This is a genomic window from Listeria sp. Marseille-Q6474, assembly GCF_946902005.1.
Taxonomy (GTDB): domain Bacteria; phylum Bacillota; class Bacilli; order Lactobacillales; family Listeriaceae; genus Listeria; species Listeria innocua.
Genome location: NZ_CAMPPS010000001.1, coordinates 1,647,914 through 1,664,036 on the forward strand (window position 1 = coordinate 1,647,914; position 16,123 = coordinate 1,664,036).

Here is a 16,123-nt window from a genome sequence, read left to right on the forward strand (position 1 = left end):
ACCAACCTCCTCTCGTTTAGTAAATCAAGGTCCTAGCCTTGAATAAATTCTTATGCTTCTTCTTTAATTACCATGTGACGAACGATATCATCAGAAATTTTTGCTAAACGGTCAAATTCGTTGATAGAATCTGCTTTGTCAGCATTCAATTTCACGATGTGGTAAAAACCATCACGATAGTCATTGATTTCGTATGCTAAGCGACGTTTACCCCATTCTTTTGATTCGATGATCTCCGCGCCATTTTCAGTTAAGATTCCGTCAAAGCGTTCAACAACAGCTTTTTTCTCATCTTCTTCAATGTTTGGGCGAATAATGTACATAATTTCGTACTTTCTAGCCATCTACTCTACACCTCCTTGTGGTCTTAAGCGGCTCTGATAAGGTATGTAATCACACCATATCCCTGAAATCCAGACTGCCTTTAGCAAGCCTTAAAATCAAGAGCGAGCAAGGAATAATTTATAATTACTCACAATAAAATATTATATCATAGCGCAAACTAACCAGCAAGATATTTCTCGAAAATTCTGGTTTGAAAACACTATAGCACATCTTAAAAACAGCGACAATACTTTTTGTGAAAGTCGTATTTTGAGGGGAAATACCAGTTTTTCAAAGCTTATTTTAGATTTTCCCTAGTTATCGGCATTGTCATACATCTAGGACCTCCGCGCCCCCTAGAAAGCTCCGAGCTAATTACCTCATGAACCTTAATACCAGCTTTTCTTAAAAGGTCATTTGATACGTGATTTCGATCATATGTAATTACTTCTCCCGGCGCAATCGCAAGCGTATTAGCACCATCATTCCACTGCTCTCTCGCTGAAACAATCACATCTTCTCCGCCACAAGGAATAAAATCAACTTCTGGCACACCAAGAACTTCGGCAATTACACGCTTAAAATCTCTACGCGGAGTAATTTCTAGCCCGTTCTCACTTTTTTCTAAAATATAGACATTTAGTTCGCCTTGCTGGTTTTGAATAGCAGGATGAATTGTAAACTGTGCAAAATTGACCATTGTAAAAACTGTATCTAAATGCATAAATGATCTTGTTTCTGGTATTTCAGCTGCTAGTACTCGCTTGATTTTTGGAGCGCGACTAAATAAGCTTTCTGCTAGGCGCTCAACCGCACGCGCATCAGTTCGCTCGGAAACACCTACGAGAACTGTTTCTTCATTCAATACAAGCTCATCTCCGCCTTCTAATGGGAACGGCTCTTCTCGACCAGACCATATCGGGATTTCTTGACTACTAAAACGCGGATGATGTTTTAAAATAAGCTCAATAAATAGCGACTCTCTTCTTCTTGCAGGTTGGAACATTTTGTTAATTGTTACGCCACTGCCAATGACTGCAGCTGGATCACGTGTGAAATATAAATTAGGTAACGGATCTAAGAAAAACGGATATTGTTCGTCCATCATTTCATTTAAATGTTTCTTTTTGCGTTCTGGAATTTCTGATTTTTTCAATCCGGACATAAGTTTTCTAATCATTTCTTCTTCATCAAAAGACATCAAATAATCTCGCACATATAATGCGCTTTCGTCCATTTGATTGGATTCTTTAATCATTTTCGTTAAAAAATTTTCTTTATTACTAGCTTCTTTTAAAGCTTCTGCTGCTAATTTTTCTAAGTAGAGTACTTCAATATTCGAGTCTTGCATTGTTTTGACAAAAAAATCATGTTCCTTCTGCATCATTTTCAAATATGGTATATCGTCAAATAACAAGGATTCGAGATATTCTGGTGTAATATTTTCAAGTTCAGAACCCGGTCTTTTTACAAGAACTGTCTGGAGTTTGCCAATTTCGGATGTAATGTTTAATACTTTTTCCATTTTGATCACCTCTTCCTAATTAGTTACCCCAAAAGTTTATTATTTATTCGCTTGTTTAGACTAGGCTCTGCTACTTCTTAGACATCTTAGGTTGACGGCTTTTAGTATTGATTCTTTTAAATTTTCTAATAAGATCAATATATCTATACTTCTCTTTTATCATTTGGATTATAAATAATACGTATATAATCTGTATCCCTTGAATCCATATCTCCAAGGTATATGCGTTGATGTTCCGGAACAGCTTCGTATGCCTTTCGTAAGCTTTCACGAGTTATCTCAGAAGGATGTGTTAAATAATGATAATATGATTCCCGGCAAATTTCTAAAGATGTTTTCGTTTTAGTGGTTTTTGCAGCTAAATCTTTAATTTCTTTGAATTTACTGTAAGATGAAGTTTGGTAATCTGCTGAGACAGTAAGTGTCGCTAGGTGAGGAATGACCATTGTAAAAATCCCTGAAACTTTACTAGCTAATAAGCCAGATGAAAACATTTTTTCAATTTCATCTAAAGAATGCGTGCTCTTTGTCTCTTCTAAAAAGAACGTACCATCCTCATATATAACAAGTGCTGTAAGAATCATTTCGTTTTCCGAATGATAGAGCACTTGGGTAGATGAACCATCTATTACATCATAGCCAATCTCTCCCGCCACTTTATATGGATTAGCATTGGTTGACCACGCAACTTTGTGATTTTCCCCTTTCTGTTTCTGTTCGCTCGTTTCATTAAACAAATTAATCATTTTATGGTTCATATTTCGGACATTTTCATATACAAATTTATAGTAAGTTTTCGGTGTGTGTTGCCACCTTGCACCGTGAATGGTATAAGTGCCCAACCCGTGAATGTTAATACTTTTGCCCTCAGGAATAGACGTGACTAGCCTATTGCTCGCTAATTTATTTTGTAATCCTTTTAAATTAATTCGTTCCCAACAGTCCATTGATCCATCTTCAAAAACTGGCATAGATATAAGGTAATACTCCATATTATGAATAATAGCAGGAATCGCTATCCCTTCAATCATACGCTTGTAATATACTTCCACCGCTATCTCTCCTCAAACTAAATATATATTCTTATTGTTGCATTTAATAAGGTCAAAACTACTTTATATTTTACTAAACTTATCTAAAATTAACTAACAACTTCTCATCTTGATTTCCCGGGAAATAAAAAAGCACAGAAATTATTCTGCGCTTTTTTTGTCCATCTTACTTTTAATGAATGAAACTACCATTGGGATAACGGAAACTACGATAATTCCGATCACAACTAATGAGAAGTTGTCTTTAACGATCGGGAAATTCCCAAAGAAGTAGCCTGCAAGTGTACAAAGTAGAACCCATACAGTTGCTCCTAAAATATTATAATTTAAGAAATAACGATAATTCATACGGCTTGCTCCAGCTACGAACGGCGCAAAGGTACGAATGAATGGCATAAATCTAGCAATAAAAATTGTTTTTCCACCATGTTTATTGAAGAACGCCTCTGCTTTTTCCATCTTTTCTTTGTTGATTAGTTTTCCAAACCAGCTATCTTCTGGTATCGATGTGCCAATTTTTTTACCGATATGGTAGTTCACTGTGTCACCTAGAACCGCAGCTAACCATAAAGTAATGATTAGGGGAACAATATGTAAGATTGAACCATCTAATACGGATAATGCTCCAGCCGCAAAAAGCAATGAATCTCCTGGTAAAAACGGAAATACTACCAACCCAGTTTCTATAAAAACAATCAAGAACAAAATGATGTAAGTCCAAATTCCAAAATTATTTATAATCTCCACTAAATGTTGGTCAATGTGTAAAATGAAATCAATGATGTAGGTAATAAAATCCACCAGGTACTCACTTCCTCTTCTTTTTTTAAAAACTCAAATTCCATTTTACCACAGATCAACATTACTTGTATCAGACTTGTGATGTATTTACTAATTCTTAACAATTAATTGCTATTAGTTTTCCTATTTGAGCGAAAAAAGACTGGAAAATCCCTACTTACTTCGGGTTTTCCAGTCTTTTAGTAATTTTTAAGCGTAGTCTCCAGGTTTTGTTTTACTTTTCATTGCTACGCCAAAGTCTGTGTAGATACGTTCTGTTAATTTGTTCCCTTTCAACTCTGCAATGTGATGAGCTAAGATTTGGAAAGGAAGAATCATTAGAAACGGTGCTTGAAATTCATCCAAATCAGCTGGAATCGTTAGCGTACGGTCATTTTCAGCTGTACCAAACTTAATAGTATACGTAAATGGCGTGTATTTGGATTCATAATCGCGTAATAGCACTAATCGCTCTGTAACTGCGCTTTCTGTTTCTATGAAGAAAATTCTATGCTGCGGGTTTACTTCTAAATATGGGCCATGCATAAACGCTTCTAAATCAAGACCTTGCGATGGTACACGAACTGTTTCTGAGAATTTTGTTTCAAATTCTTTGCACGTTCCAACTGTTGGACCATAACCAATCGCAGTAAACTTTGGTGCTGAAGCAAATTCATTTTTCCATTTTTCATAAAATGCTTCTGTTCGGGCAATTGTTTCTGGAATGGCGTCAGTTGCTCGACGGAATGCACTAATTTCGTTATTAAAACGAGTCCCATCAATTTGCGCCGTTTTATAAGCGAAATGAAGGCCTGTTAGCATTAATGTCAAGACTGTTGCAGTGAAGCCTTTTGTTACGTAACCAACCCGTTCTTTTCCACAACCTATATCAAGTGTGATATCCGCAAACTCGGCAATTTCACTTGTTACATCACTGGTTAAGGCAACTACTGGCACGGAAGCTTCTTTTTTCACGCGTTCTAGCGCGGAAATAGTCGATGTGCTCTGACCACTTTGTGAAATACCGATAACTAAATCTAGGTGACTTGATAATTTTTCGTAATAGAGATGATTGAATGGTTCTTCAATAGTAATGCGTACGTCAGCTAGATTTTCAATGTAATATTTGGCACTTTGGGCTGCATTTAAACTTGATCCAGTAGCTAAAATCAGCCATTCTTTTGCGCCATTTTTTACTAGAGCTTCTAATTGCTCTGCATTTTTTTGGAAATTAGCTAAAATCGATTTGCACATTTCCTCTTCTTCGTTAATATAAGTCATCATTGTTGGTTTCATTTAAACTTCTCCATTCGTTACTGTTTCTGCTTCAACGTTTCCAGCAGCTTTTTGTTCTAAAACGTACGCGCGGTTAGCTACAAGTACAAATGGTAGGTAAATGAGCGTTCCAACGACGATAATTGCGATTTGTAAGATGGAAGCGCGAATGTCCCCACCTGTTGCAAGATACCCTGAAAGGACAGGCGGTGTTACCCAAGGAATCAAGATGTACGTTTGGCTAATCCAGCCCCATGAAGTTGCAAAATACGCCATTGCTGTTGAAGCAAGTGGTGCGATAACTAGCGGAATACCGTAAATCGGGTTGAATACAACTGGCAAACCGAACATAAGTGGTTCGCTGACATTGAAAATACTAGGGATTAAGCCAAATTTTGTTACCATGCGATGATCTGGTCGTTTTGAGGCAATGAAAATCGCGATAACTAAACAGATAATTGTTCCGCCACCACCCATATAAACAAACGCATCTAAAAACGGCTGTGTAACAATATTTGGTAAAGCTGATCCTGCATTGACAGCATCAATATTTTGTTGCAAGGAAGTTAATAGTACTGGCCCTGAAATTGCGCCTAATACGAATGCACCGTGAATACCAAATACCCATAAGAATCCCGCTAAAAATACATAAAGTAGAATACCTGGTAACGTTTGGAAACCACCTACTAGTGGAATTTGTAGTACTTTTACGATAATTTCTGGAATACTCATTGATACAAAACTAACTACGAGCACTTCAATAATTGCTAAAATACTTAAAACTAAGAAAGATGGAATTAAAATGTTAAATGATTTTGCAATTGCAGGTGGAACACTTTCTGGCATGGAAATCTTTAATTTTTTACTTTTCGAGAATTTTGCAAGCATTGTAATACTAACTAAAGAAGCAATAATCGCTAGGAACATCCCAGTTGAACTTGTCATTTCTTGTGTTAAAACGCCACCAGCCTCAAACGCTTTTCCGTCAACAGACATTAAGTGTGAAGACGCGGGAATTAAGACTACATAAGCTGCAACTGCAACCATTCCTTCCGTACGACCTTCCATTCCATATGATTTAGCTAAAAAGTTCCCGATTAGAAACGCTGCTAAAATCGCCATAATACCAAGTGTCGCATTATAAACTTGCACACCTACACCCAAATAATTTTCTACATTTGGAATGAATTTAAGCAGACCATTCTCTGGTTGAAGCAAAACATTATTTACAAGTAAGAAAAATGCTGCAATAATCGTAATCGGAATCATTGCTGCAAAGCCATCACGAATTGCCATAATGTGCTTTTGCGATGAAATTTTTTGGGCAAAAATTGATAATCCTTCAATAAACCGACTAGATAAACTTCTCTCTGAACTCATTTTTTTGTCCTCCTATGACTTTCCTGTTATTTTGTTTAAATCTGCTACAATTGACATCCATTTGCCGGCATTACCGACCCAAACTTCCTTATAAGTTGCATTATTAAACTCCGGCCAGTATGGTTCATCTTCATTTCTAAAGGTTTCCATTCCGACTGGTATCTCCCCTGTGATTTCGCCGTTAAGCACACTATACTGCTGCGCGTACCTATAACCTTCGCCGTGCATCATTGATTGTCCAAATGGGTTCATTCCTATTACCCACTGCAATTGACCTTCTGCAATATTTAACAGCGCCTTATCTTGCAAAATTTTCCCAGCAATTGATGCCGCTTTTCCTGCCGAAAGTAAAATGGCGTTATTGCCTCTAAACGAGAACCAGATCGGGAATTTCCGCAACGCAATCTCGTCATTTATTTTGATGCCTTGTTCGAATTGTAATTGGTATTCTTCTATCGCTCGTTCATCAATGAGTAAATGTTGTAAGTGGAAACTTGCTTCGTCTAAATACTCGTCTTTTTTGTAAAGTCCGGCTGGAATGAGCGGATACGGTTTAGTGAAACGCGTTACTTTTTTCAAATAGTCACCGTACATTTCGACCGCTTGTAGCCAAGTTTGTTTTTCAGCGTGGCCTGGTTGCGTTTCAAGAGCCGCCTCAAGTGCCATTAAATAAAGATGTTCACGCGCTTGATGATTGAAATGTTGAATCACATTGTGCGTTTTATCTCGGTAGAAAAATCCTTTGTAAAGTTCGCTAGTTTCGCTGTCTTTAATCCCAGTTTTTTCTTGTGCCTCTAACATCAAATCTAACCATTCGACCGCTTTTTCTGCGTATATTTCTTTGTTTGTTAATTGATAAACCATCGAAGCCGCCCATGAAGCCGTTGCGTAATACAAACTTTCTGAGGTTTGATACGTATGCTCCCAGAAAATCGGTTTTTGCCCAGTTCCATGTTTTTCAAGTTCCGCTATCGCAAAAAGTAAATCTTCTTCCGCAATTCGTAGTAGATGATTCTGCATAGTGGCGTTATCCTGGATTTGGCTGCCGATATACGCTTCAATCCCCGCACAGTAAAAATTCTCATAAGCTTGATTATGAACCCGCGCGATTGCGTCATCCATGCCACCAACAAGGCCATCCGTCCACCGTGTCATCCCAGCACTTGTCGCTCTAAAACCATCTCCAAAGCGGGTTTTCAATATGAAATCTAATCCCCACTCACCTTCTTCTAAAAGGCGCATCCGTAACATTTCATCTTTTTCAGATAAACTCGCAGCCATTTCATATAAAGCCATCGTTACTTCGGCTGTTTGAATAAGTTGTTGCGAAACATCACCCGCGTCATGCCAACCACCATTGAATGACAGCTGTTTTCCATTATGTTCAGCGATAATATCCGCATGACAAGTCGTATGTTTTTCAAAAATCGGGCAACCACAACGTTCACAGAAAATAAAATTAAGTGATTTCCAGATAGAAGATTCCCAAATCACTTCGGAAGTCCCGATTTGGAACGGTTCCGATTGCATCTCAGCAAATTTCAAATAATACTCACCCACAGTTTGTAAATCTGAAAAATCAAGAATAATGAAATTGCCAGTTTCGGTTGTATTTTGGTACCCTTTTCCGGTGAAAACGACTTTATTTGTTTCTTTTTCGTGGATTGTAAAGGAATTCGCTTCAAGTTTATTGGCACAAAACGCTATTTTGGGCATGTCTTTTGTGTAGCCGTTGTGGGAATAAATTAGCGAATTATCTTGCGGAACCCAGCCCTTGGAGATTTCCGGCTCACTGATTTGCTCTAGTTTAATTTCACTAATTAATAACTCCATTGTTCCAGCAGTCAGCCGCTCTGGGCCATTCAAATAATAGCTAAAACTAATTTCTGTCATTTTATCCCGTGGCAATCCTTCAATTTCAAAAATGACATCGTTCCATTCATGGTTGATTAAATTCACGCCATGAACGCCTTCACGTCCATATATATCAGGTACTTTCACGGTTCCATCATTTTTAAAGCTAATCATTAAATATGGATTCGTTACACCTGGAAAATCTGGGAAAACTTGAATTCTCACGCGGTTAAAGCTGTTCCAATTCTCATTTTGAAGTGGTGTAGATATGAGAACGTTACCAAAATTGGTGTAGTCACCGTCATCTGGCGCACCTGCTGGCCAATGTGGCATAACAACTGGAGAAGTCAACTTAATCTCACCTTGATCAGATATAGCAAAATCGCCAGCGCCTTGATGTGTAAAATCTAAGGAAACCTGTTTTTCAGAGCTAAATAATGTTCTACTTGATAAAACTTGTTTCTTTTTCGCTATCGTTTCTAGCGCATGTTCCGTTTCAATTGGAAGTGGTCGATGAATAATACCTGTTTGCATAATTTGTTGCTTCATTTTCGGCTTCATTCTTGTCCTCCTTCATTTCCTAGTCTCATTCCAATAACTGCCGCCCCAATTAAGCCAACTTTATCCTTCTCAAGCTGTGAGCGAACAACGCCTTTCGTAACAAAACGGATTGTATTACTTTGAAGATTAGCTTTTATCTTTTGGAAAAAATGCTCGTTTCTTGTCACGCCGCCGCCTAGAATGACACATTCTGGATCTGTCGTCCGAACCATATTCATAATCAAATTAGCTAGCTGAAGCGTGGCATTATCAATGATTTTTTCAGCCAATTCATCTTTTTGTTCTGCTGCATGAAGAACCATTTTTCCAGTTAATTCGGTTTTATTATTAGCAAGAAGGGATGTAGGGTATTCATTTAAATGTCTAAGCGCTTCTTCTTTTATTCCAAGACCAGAAGCAAGACGCTCCACACAGCCGTATCTGCCACAACCACACAGTACATCGCTATGAATATCTACAACGGCATGACCAATTTCACCAGCGTTAAAGTGCCCGCCTTGTGTAATGCGCCCGTCTACAACAAATCCAGCAGCAAGACCAGTACCAACATTTAAATAAATAAAATCATTTGTTTCTCGCCCCCAACCAAATTGTTTTTCAGCCATTGTTGCGCAAACTACATCATTACCAAGCCTCACTGGCAATCCTGTTTTCGCTTCTAACATTTTCGCTAGTGGTATCGGATTTGTTTTTCCTGGTTCGATTTCCAGCCAAATGCCCGCCTTATAATCTACGCGCCCTACTAGGCCCACACCGATCCCAATTTGTTTCGTTGCTATAAAACCAATATTTTCCGAGTAATCATCTAGCGCATTTAGCAGAACTTCTACCGCTTTGGCTTGATTTTCTGTATTGCTCGGGTAGCTTTTGGACCGCAGCACCTCCCCATCTTTTGTTACTTCACCGATTAAAATTTTAGTGCCACCTAGATCAATGCCGATGACAGATTCTTGTATGTTCAACTATTCCACCTCATTTTTGGTAACGTTACCAAATTAAAACGTTTGTTGATAGCGCTTTCTAACATAGAATAACCGGATAAATTTAATATGTCAACACTTTTTTGTTTATTTTTGATAACGTTACCAAATTTCACTTGTTATTTAGACCCAAATAAGCTACACTTAAAATAGCTAAAAACGCTTACGAGGTGAATATTCCTAATGAAAAAAATAACTATACAAGAAATTGCAAAACTTAGTGGTGTTTCCGTTTCAACTGTCTCTCGAGTGATTAATAATAGCCCCTCGGTTTCAGCAGCGAAACGCAAGAAAATCCAAGCAATTATAGACGAACACAATTACACACCTAGCGTCTTTGCGCGTGGAATGGTCAATAAACAAACAAAAAATATTGGCGTAATTTTACCGGATATTTCCAATCCTTATTTCATTTCACTCATAACGCAAATCCAAAAATTCGCGCTAGATTACATGTTTTCGACAATTTTATTCAATACGATGCTTGCCGAGCCAAATAATAAGAATAGCAAACATCCTTTGACGGAAGAAGATTACTTAAAAATTATTTTAGAAAAACAAGTGGATGGATTACTAATTTTAGGTGGCGAAATTGATAAAGAAGTTGTTTCAAAAGACTACATCAATGCTTTAAATCAGCTAAATAGAGAAATTCCAGTTGTCGTTATTGGTTCAAAAATTCCCGAACTCAACTGTTTATTTATTGAACGTAATCTAAAAAAAGGCATAACAACTTTAGTTAGCCATCTGACAGCGCTAGATCACAAAAATATTGGCTTTATTGGCGGGGAAGCTGGTGTAAAAATCACCTCCTACCGATTGGAATCTTTTAAGGCTGCTATGGCTAGTTACAATCATTCGGTTAATGAAGATTGGATTGTTCTTTCTGACTACTATACAGCTGATGGATACACGGCGATGACTAAACTTCTGGAAAATAACACTACTTTACCCACTGCACTTGTAGCAATCAATGATAATGTTGCAATTGGAGCGATTAGAGCGATTAATGACGCGAAACTTTCTTGCCCGGAAGATATTGCCATTGTCAGCTGCGATCAGTTTATGAATGGCGATTATCAAACCCCGCGCATAACTTCAATGGATCAACACAATGAATATCTTGGAAAAATGGCACTTTTGCAATTGATTAGCGCAATTAACGGTCAAGTTGAGCCGATGATAATTAATCATAATCCAGAATTAATCATCCGCGAATCATGCGGTTCCAAGCTATAATGAAAGGAAGGTTTACTTGGAAAAATACTTAATTTGTTCTGATTTAGACGGAACATTACTACTAAAAAATCAAACAATCTCACCAAAAACACTAGGGTTACTGCAACAATTAATAGAAGAAGGGCATCATTTCGCCGTTTCTACTGGCCGAATGTATAATTCCGCAACCGACTTCGCCAAACTGGTTCATCCAAAAGCAGACGTTATCGCCTCAAATGGTGGCGTAGTGGCAGTTTCCGGCGAAATCATTCAACAAGAAAAAATGAAACAATCCGCATTACTAGAAACATTTTTATTATGCCAAGACCATGATTTACCTGTATTTTTCTTCTCGACTGACACGGTTTACTACACTAAAAATCCACCTTATTATTTTACCGATGAAGAAGATAAAGGTCGCGTAAATGCAACAAAACTCGTTGCAATTAAAACAAAAGAAACCTTCTTGGAGCATGCTAATCAGTTCATTAACGGCATTGTCATTGAAGAAGAGGATTTCGATAAACTTGCAATCCTTCGAAACGAATTAGAAAAACTATCTGACGTTTCTATTCTTTCTTCTCATGCTAACAATATCGAAATTTTGCCCAAAGATATGGATAAAAAATATGCCGTGAAAAACCTCGCTGCACATTTAGACATCAAACCAGAAAATGTTATTAGTTTTGGTGATGGTGAAAACGATATTGGAATGCTTGAAGTAGCTGGTGCTGGAGTCGCAATGGAAAATGCGAGTGAATTAGTGAAAAAAAGCGCTGATTTTGTTACTACTGCAAATGACGCCGATGGAATTTACTACTTTTTAAAAAAATATCTTAATCGTTAATAAAAAAAGCTGCCCAAGTGGACAGCTTTTTTTCATTTATTCTTCTACTGAAGCAGCTTCTTCATAGTTAATTAGTGCAATTAATCCACCAACAGCAAGTAATACGATTGGTAGTAAGAACATGATGGAAATCGACATGGTACAACCAATTGCAGCTGCAACCATCATTGCTCCACCAAGACGAGGTTTATGCGAAACAACAAACGATCCTGCAAGTCCCACTCCTGAAAGCACAAGCGAACCAATTGTTAACATATAGAAGAAAAACGATTCCTCTTCTAAAGCCTGTGAAATATCAGGAATAACAAGAACCATCAAACTAAATCCAATACCCATTGCCGCCCCTAAAAAGCCAAGTAATCCTTCAACTTTCATGATAAAAACTCCTTTTTCATACGCATTTTCTTTTATGTTATCATTTTAACAAAAAATTGAATAGTTTTCAGCTTGGAGAATTAAAAAAAGACCGACAATCAAGTCGGTCCAAAAAGGGAGTTTAGGATTTTAAGGAATTCTACAATTAGCAAAAAGGGAGTAAAACTAATTGTATTCCTTGCTTACAAGTTCTATATTAAAGGTTAATTATGAACATTTCGCAATAAAAATATTAAAAATTTGTTAATGTTTCACGTGAAACATTAATTTTTGCTCCAATTAGGCATGGTTTTGCTTCGACACTATGACCGATTTCCTTAGTTCGGAAAACAGGTAACTTATATTTTAATCCAATCTGTTGATATAAGATGCCTATTCTGTCGTATTCTCCGTTTTTCTCAGCCTCAGTGTGTTCTCCCACAACTATTCCTAAGCATTTCGAAAACACATCTAACTGTTCTAATTGCGCTACGTAAGAAGCAATTTTCGCCTCTTTTCCACCTAAACTTTCTAACAAAATTATTTTATTCGAGACATCAGGCATAAATTCCGTTCCTGCTAGTTTCAAAAAGCAGCGGATATTCCCACCAACGACCTCACCCGGGCTCCATTCAATCTCAGTAAGGAATTTTCCATTTATCGCAATTTGATTCTCGAAAAACGCTTTTTGGAATTGCACTCGTTGTATCTCGCTAGCTTCACTTACTAAATTTCGCAGTAAATAATTAAAGCCAGGCTGCTTCGTCTTCGCAAAAATTGCATTTAATATTACGGTTAAGTCGCTATAGCCAATAAAAGGTTTGGCTGCTTTTTTTATAATGTCAAAATTAAGATATGGTAATACTTGATTAGCCGCATCCCCTCCTGAAATGTCAAAAATCATTTTTACATCCACATTTTGATATAGTTTCATTAATTCGGCTGCTCGTTCTTCAGGAGTGCCACTAAAAGGCGAATCATCTGTTTGAAAAATAGTTTTCGCAAAAACCACCTGAAGTCCAAATTCCTTTTCTAAGACTTGTTTAAGGCGCTTCAAATCCTTCTCGTCTTCTTTTTTCCTACCATCAGAACAACAAATGATCCCTATCAAATCGTCCTTTGCTAACATCCGCTCACCGCCTATTTTTCCCTCAGTATAACATAAAAACAGCTTGAGCAGTTTTACGCCCAAGCTGTTTATTAATGAATTTTAGATGACTAATGTGATTAAACGTTCTTCTAGTTTAGCTTCTTTTGCATCTGTAATCATTACGTCTAAATATTGATTGGAGTTTGTTACTACTACTGGAGTTGTAACGTCATATCCAGCTGCTTTAATGCCTTCAATATCAAATTCAGTTAGTAATTGACCTTTTTCGATTACATCGCCTTGTTTAACATGTGCTGTGAAGAACTTACCTTCTAGTTGAACTGTATCCATACCGATGTGGATTAATACTTCTGCACCGTCATTCGTTGTAATACCGATTGCATGACCAGTTGGGAAGATAGTTGTTACTGTTCCTGCTGCTGGAGCTACAACGCGTCCGACAGTAGGGATAATTGCTACACCTTTTCCAAGTGCACCGGATGAAAATGCTTCGTCTTTTACGTCTGCTAAAGTTACGATTTCGCCAACTACTGGAGCTGGAATTGTTTCACGTTCGATTAAAGTTTCGCCTTCTGTTACGTTAGTTTCTTCTACAACTGCTTCAGCTGGATCTTTGAATCCTGCTACATAAGTTAAGATGAAACCAAGGATGAAGCTGATAACAATTGCGATAACTACCCACCAGAATGCACTTGTAATACCAGCACCTGGTTGGAAGAAGTTAGGAAGACCGAAGATTCCAAGTCCACCCATAATATAAACTTTTGCACTTGCAAAACCAATGATTCCGCCACCGATTGCACCTGCGATACAGCTCATGATGAATGGTTTTTTCAGTGGTAAAGTAACCCCGTAAATCGCTGGCTCAGTTACACCAAAGATACCGGAAATAAATGCTGGAATACTAAGAGATTTGATTTTTTTGTTTCTAGTTTTGAAGAATACTGCTAATACTGCACCGATTTGGGCAAAAGAAGCACCGAACATCATTGCAAGTACTGGATCTGCTCCAAGTGTTGTTAAGTTGTTGATTGCCACTGGAATAAGACCCCAGTGAAGTCCAAAGATAACGAATACTTGCCAGAAACCACCTAAGATTAAACCAGCAACAACTGGGCTTAAGTTATAAATCCAAATTGTTCCTGCTCCAAGTAATTGACCAGCCCAAGTTGCGATTGGTCCGATTACAAGGAAAGTAATTGGAACTACTACTAATAGTGTACAGAATGGAACTACGAAAGTTTTAATTACATCTGGAATGATTTTCTTGAAGCCTTTTTCTACTTTTGAACCAAAGTATGTTGCTAAAATAATTGGAATAACAGAAGATGCATAAGACATCAAGATAACCGGAATTCCTAAGAAAGTTACGTGAATTGGAGATTCAAAAATTGTTCCTGCAAAAAGTGTGTAAATTGGGTCACCTGCTGAAATACCTGCAAGCGTCGGATAAACTAGGGCACCACCTATTGCCATCCCGATAAATATGTTTCCGCCGAATTTTTTCATCGCTGTGAAACCTAGGAAGATTGGGAAGAAGTAGAATAAACAATCCCCAATTGCATAAAGTAGTTGGTAAGTACCTGAAGTAACTGTAATCCAACCAAATGCTGCAAACATTGCTGTGAAACCTTTAATCATACCTGTTGCGGCTAATACACCTAGAACTGGTGTAAATACGCCGGAAATCATATCGATAAAACGGTTGAAGATATTACCACTTGCCGGAACATTACTATCGTCTCCTTCAGCTGAAATACCACCAACTTCTAATACTGCTTTGAATACGTCTGGTACGTGGTTACCAATAACAACTTGATATTGGCCACCGCTTTTAATTACGGAGATTACTCCATCAAGCTTTTCAATTTCTTTTGTGTTCGCAATATTCTCATCTTTCAGTTTAAACCGAAGTCTGGTAATACAATGGAAAACACTGTTGATATTTTCTTTTCCGCCGACATTTTTCAAGATGTCTTTTGCTAACTGTTCATATTTCATTTTGACGACTTCCTTCCTCTTTTTGGTTTTTTGGGCAAAAAGAAAAACCTAAGCTCATTCGAGGACTTCACGTATACACGTGTCCTACAAATCAGCTTAGGTTTTGCCCAATGAATTGGTAACAATCCTTTGTGATGAGATAAATATATCATATAAAGAAAACGGTTGCAAGCCTTTTTTTAAAAATTTTTTATTTGGGGAGTTTTAGCGCTCCCCAAACAAGTCTGTACCATGTATTTCAGCCGCTCCTGTTTCTTTTGTAATCCATTCCATATTGTGCGATTTAATTCCTCCGCCTGGTAAAATAATGATTCGTCCCGCTGCGTAATCAATATATTTTCGCCAATGAACAAAGGTTTCTTCGGGAAGTTTAGCTCCGTCACCACCGTGCGTGAGAATTCGCGTAACACCTTGTTCAGCTAACCAGTCTATTGCCGATAATTTTTCTTTTTCTATTAACTCATCAAACGCCATATGAAAAGTTACTTCCAGACCTGTTGCAGCTTTCAATAATTCATTTATGGCTGGTTTATCTAGTAATCCCGCGTCCGTAATACAGCCGAAAACCACGCCATCAGCTGACATTTTCTTATACATCAAAATATCATCAATCATAATCGAAATTTCTTCTTTTGTATAAACAAAATTGCCTTTTCGGGGACGGACCATTGCCATTACACTTACATTTTGTTCATGGCAAATTTTCACCACATGTTTCGCAACCCCGTAGCTAACCGAAGTTCCGCCCTCCGCTAGATTATCGCAAAGTTCAATTCGATTCGCCCCAGCCAGAATAGCTCCTTCTAAATTAGTAGTGTTTTCAATACAAGCCTCTTTTAAAACCATCATATAGCCTCCAAA

General features: G+C 37.6%; 14 protein-coding genes. 2 read left to right on the forward strand and 12 right to left on the reverse strand.

Features of this window, described 5'->3' with window-relative positions; translation table 11 throughout:
- Positions 1-50: 50 nt before the first annotated feature.
- The 8 genes from rpsF to OC533_RS08275 form a co-directional block, all read right to left on the reverse strand.
- On the reverse strand, positions 51-344 hold the full coding sequence (rpsF, locus tag OC533_RS08240; protein ID WP_003718123.1) for a 30S ribosomal protein S6: 294 nt from the start codon (positions 342-344) through the stop codon (positions 51-53).
- Positions 345-622: 278 nt separating this feature from the next.
- Positions 623-1,855 (reverse strand): arginine deiminase, encoded by a 1,233-nt coding sequence (gene arcA, locus OC533_RS08245; protein WP_194324008.1) that lies wholly within the window; start codon positions 1,853-1,855, stop codon positions 623-625.
- Between the two features lie 137 nt (positions 1,856-1,992).
- On the reverse strand, positions 1,993-2,901 hold the full coding sequence (locus tag OC533_RS08250) for a hypothetical protein (RefSeq protein WP_194323856.1): 909 nt from the start codon (positions 2,899-2,901) through the stop codon (positions 1,993-1,995).
- Positions 2,902-3,042: 141 nt separating this feature from the next.
- A complete protein-coding gene (locus tag OC533_RS08255) occupies positions 3,043-3,702 on the reverse strand; it encodes a DedA family protein (RefSeq protein ID WP_003721665.1) in 660 nt (219 codons plus the stop codon).
- Positions 3,703-3,891: 189 nt separating this feature from the next.
- Entirely contained in the window at positions 3,892-4,977 is a 1,086-nt protein-coding gene (locus tag OC533_RS08260; protein ID WP_185505068.1) for a glutamine--fructose-6-phosphate aminotransferase, read from the reverse strand.
- Positions 4,978-6,336, reverse strand: coding sequence for a PTS sugar transporter subunit IIC (locus OC533_RS08265; RefSeq protein ID WP_003772691.1), 1,359 nt, complete (start codon positions 6,334-6,336; stop codon positions 4,978-4,980). It lies immediately after the preceding gene.
- A 12-nt stretch (positions 6,337-6,348) separates the two neighbouring features.
- On the reverse strand, positions 6,349-8,751 hold the full coding sequence (locus tag OC533_RS08270) for a glycoside hydrolase family 9 protein (protein ID WP_194323858.1): 2,403 nt from the start codon (positions 8,749-8,751) through the stop codon (positions 6,349-6,351).
- Positions 8,748-9,713 (reverse strand): ROK family protein, encoded by a 966-nt coding sequence (locus OC533_RS08275; RefSeq protein ID WP_185484613.1) that lies wholly within the window; start codon positions 9,711-9,713, stop codon positions 8,748-8,750. The genes OC533_RS08270 and OC533_RS08275 overlap by 4 nt, the downstream gene beginning before the upstream one ends.
- 201 nt (positions 9,714-9,914) lie before the next feature.
- Here OC533_RS08275 and OC533_RS08280 point away from each other — a divergent pair, with 201 nt between their 5' ends.
- Together OC533_RS08280 and OC533_RS08285 are read left to right on the forward strand one after the other, a co-directional pair.
- Positions 9,915-10,970 carry a LacI family DNA-binding transcriptional regulator gene (locus OC533_RS08280; protein ID WP_194323860.1) on the forward strand — a complete coding sequence of 352 codons (1,056 nt, stop codon included), beginning with the start codon at positions 9,915-9,917 and terminating at the stop codon, positions 10,968-10,970.
- Between the two features lie 16 nt (positions 10,971-10,986).
- A complete protein-coding gene (locus OC533_RS08285) occupies positions 10,987-11,796 on the forward strand; it encodes a Cof-type HAD-IIB family hydrolase (RefSeq protein WP_003772695.1) in 810 nt (269 codons plus the stop codon).
- Between the two features lie 36 nt (positions 11,797-11,832).
- Here OC533_RS08285 and OC533_RS08290 read toward each other — a convergent pair whose 3' ends face one another.
- The 4 genes from OC533_RS08290 to OC533_RS08305 form a co-directional block, all read right to left on the reverse strand.
- The gene (locus OC533_RS08290) at positions 11,833-12,171 is read right to left on the reverse strand and encodes a DUF4064 domain-containing protein (protein WP_003759515.1); all 339 of its coding nucleotides are present in this window, start codon (positions 12,169-12,171) and stop codon (positions 11,833-11,835) included.
- A 232-nt stretch (positions 12,172-12,403) separates the two neighbouring features.
- Positions 12,404-13,279, reverse strand: coding sequence for a S66 peptidase family protein (locus OC533_RS08295; RefSeq protein ID WP_194323862.1), 876 nt, complete (start codon positions 13,277-13,279; stop codon positions 12,404-12,406).
- An 81-nt stretch (positions 13,280-13,360) separates the two neighbouring features.
- Positions 13,361-15,262 carry a beta-glucoside-specific PTS transporter subunit IIABC gene (locus tag OC533_RS08300; RefSeq protein ID WP_153648500.1) on the reverse strand — a complete coding sequence of 634 codons (1,902 nt, stop codon included), beginning with the start codon at positions 15,260-15,262 and terminating at the stop codon, positions 13,361-13,363.
- Between the two features lie 204 nt (positions 15,263-15,466).
- On the reverse strand, positions 15,467-16,108 hold the full coding sequence (locus OC533_RS08305) for a copper homeostasis protein CutC (protein ID WP_194323864.1): 642 nt from the start codon (positions 16,106-16,108) through the stop codon (positions 15,467-15,469).
- Between the last annotated feature and the right edge of the window lie 15 nt (positions 16,109-16,123).

What these genes read in the sequence shown, in the direction of transcription:
- OC533_RS08260 (WP_185505068.1), bottom strand. Translation starts at nt 4,977, where the DNA reads ATGAAACCAACAATGATGACTTATATTAACGAAGAAGAGGAAATGTGC.
- rpsF (WP_003718123.1), bottom strand. Translation starts at nt 344, where the DNA reads ATGGCTAGAAAGTACGAAATTATGTACATTATTCGCCCAAACATTGAA.
- OC533_RS08305 (WP_194323864.1), bottom strand. Translation starts at nt 16,108, where the DNA reads ATGGTTTTAAAAGAGGCTTGTATTGAAAACACTACTAATTTAGAAGGA.
- OC533_RS08280 (WP_194323860.1), top strand. Translation starts at nt 9,915, where the DNA reads ATGAAAAAAATAACTATACAAGAAATTGCAAAACTTAGTGGTGTTTCC.
- OC533_RS08300 (WP_153648500.1), bottom strand. Translation starts at nt 15,262, where the DNA reads ATGAAATATGAACAGTTAGCAAAAGACATCTTGAAAAATGTCGGCGGA.
- OC533_RS08270 (WP_194323858.1), bottom strand. Translation starts at nt 8,751, where the DNA reads ATGAAGCCGAAAATGAAGCAACAAATTATGCAAACAGGTATTATTCAT.
- OC533_RS08295 (WP_194323862.1), bottom strand. Translation starts at nt 13,279, where the DNA reads ATGTTAGCAAAGGACGATTTGATAGGGATCATTTGTTGTTCTGATGGT.
- OC533_RS08265 (WP_003772691.1), bottom strand. Translation starts at nt 6,336, where the DNA reads ATGAGTTCAGAGAGAAGTTTATCTAGTCGGTTTATTGAAGGATTATCA.
- OC533_RS08290 (WP_003759515.1), bottom strand. Translation starts at nt 12,171, where the DNA reads ATGAAAGTTGAAGGATTACTTGGCTTTTTAGGGGCGGCAATGGGTATT.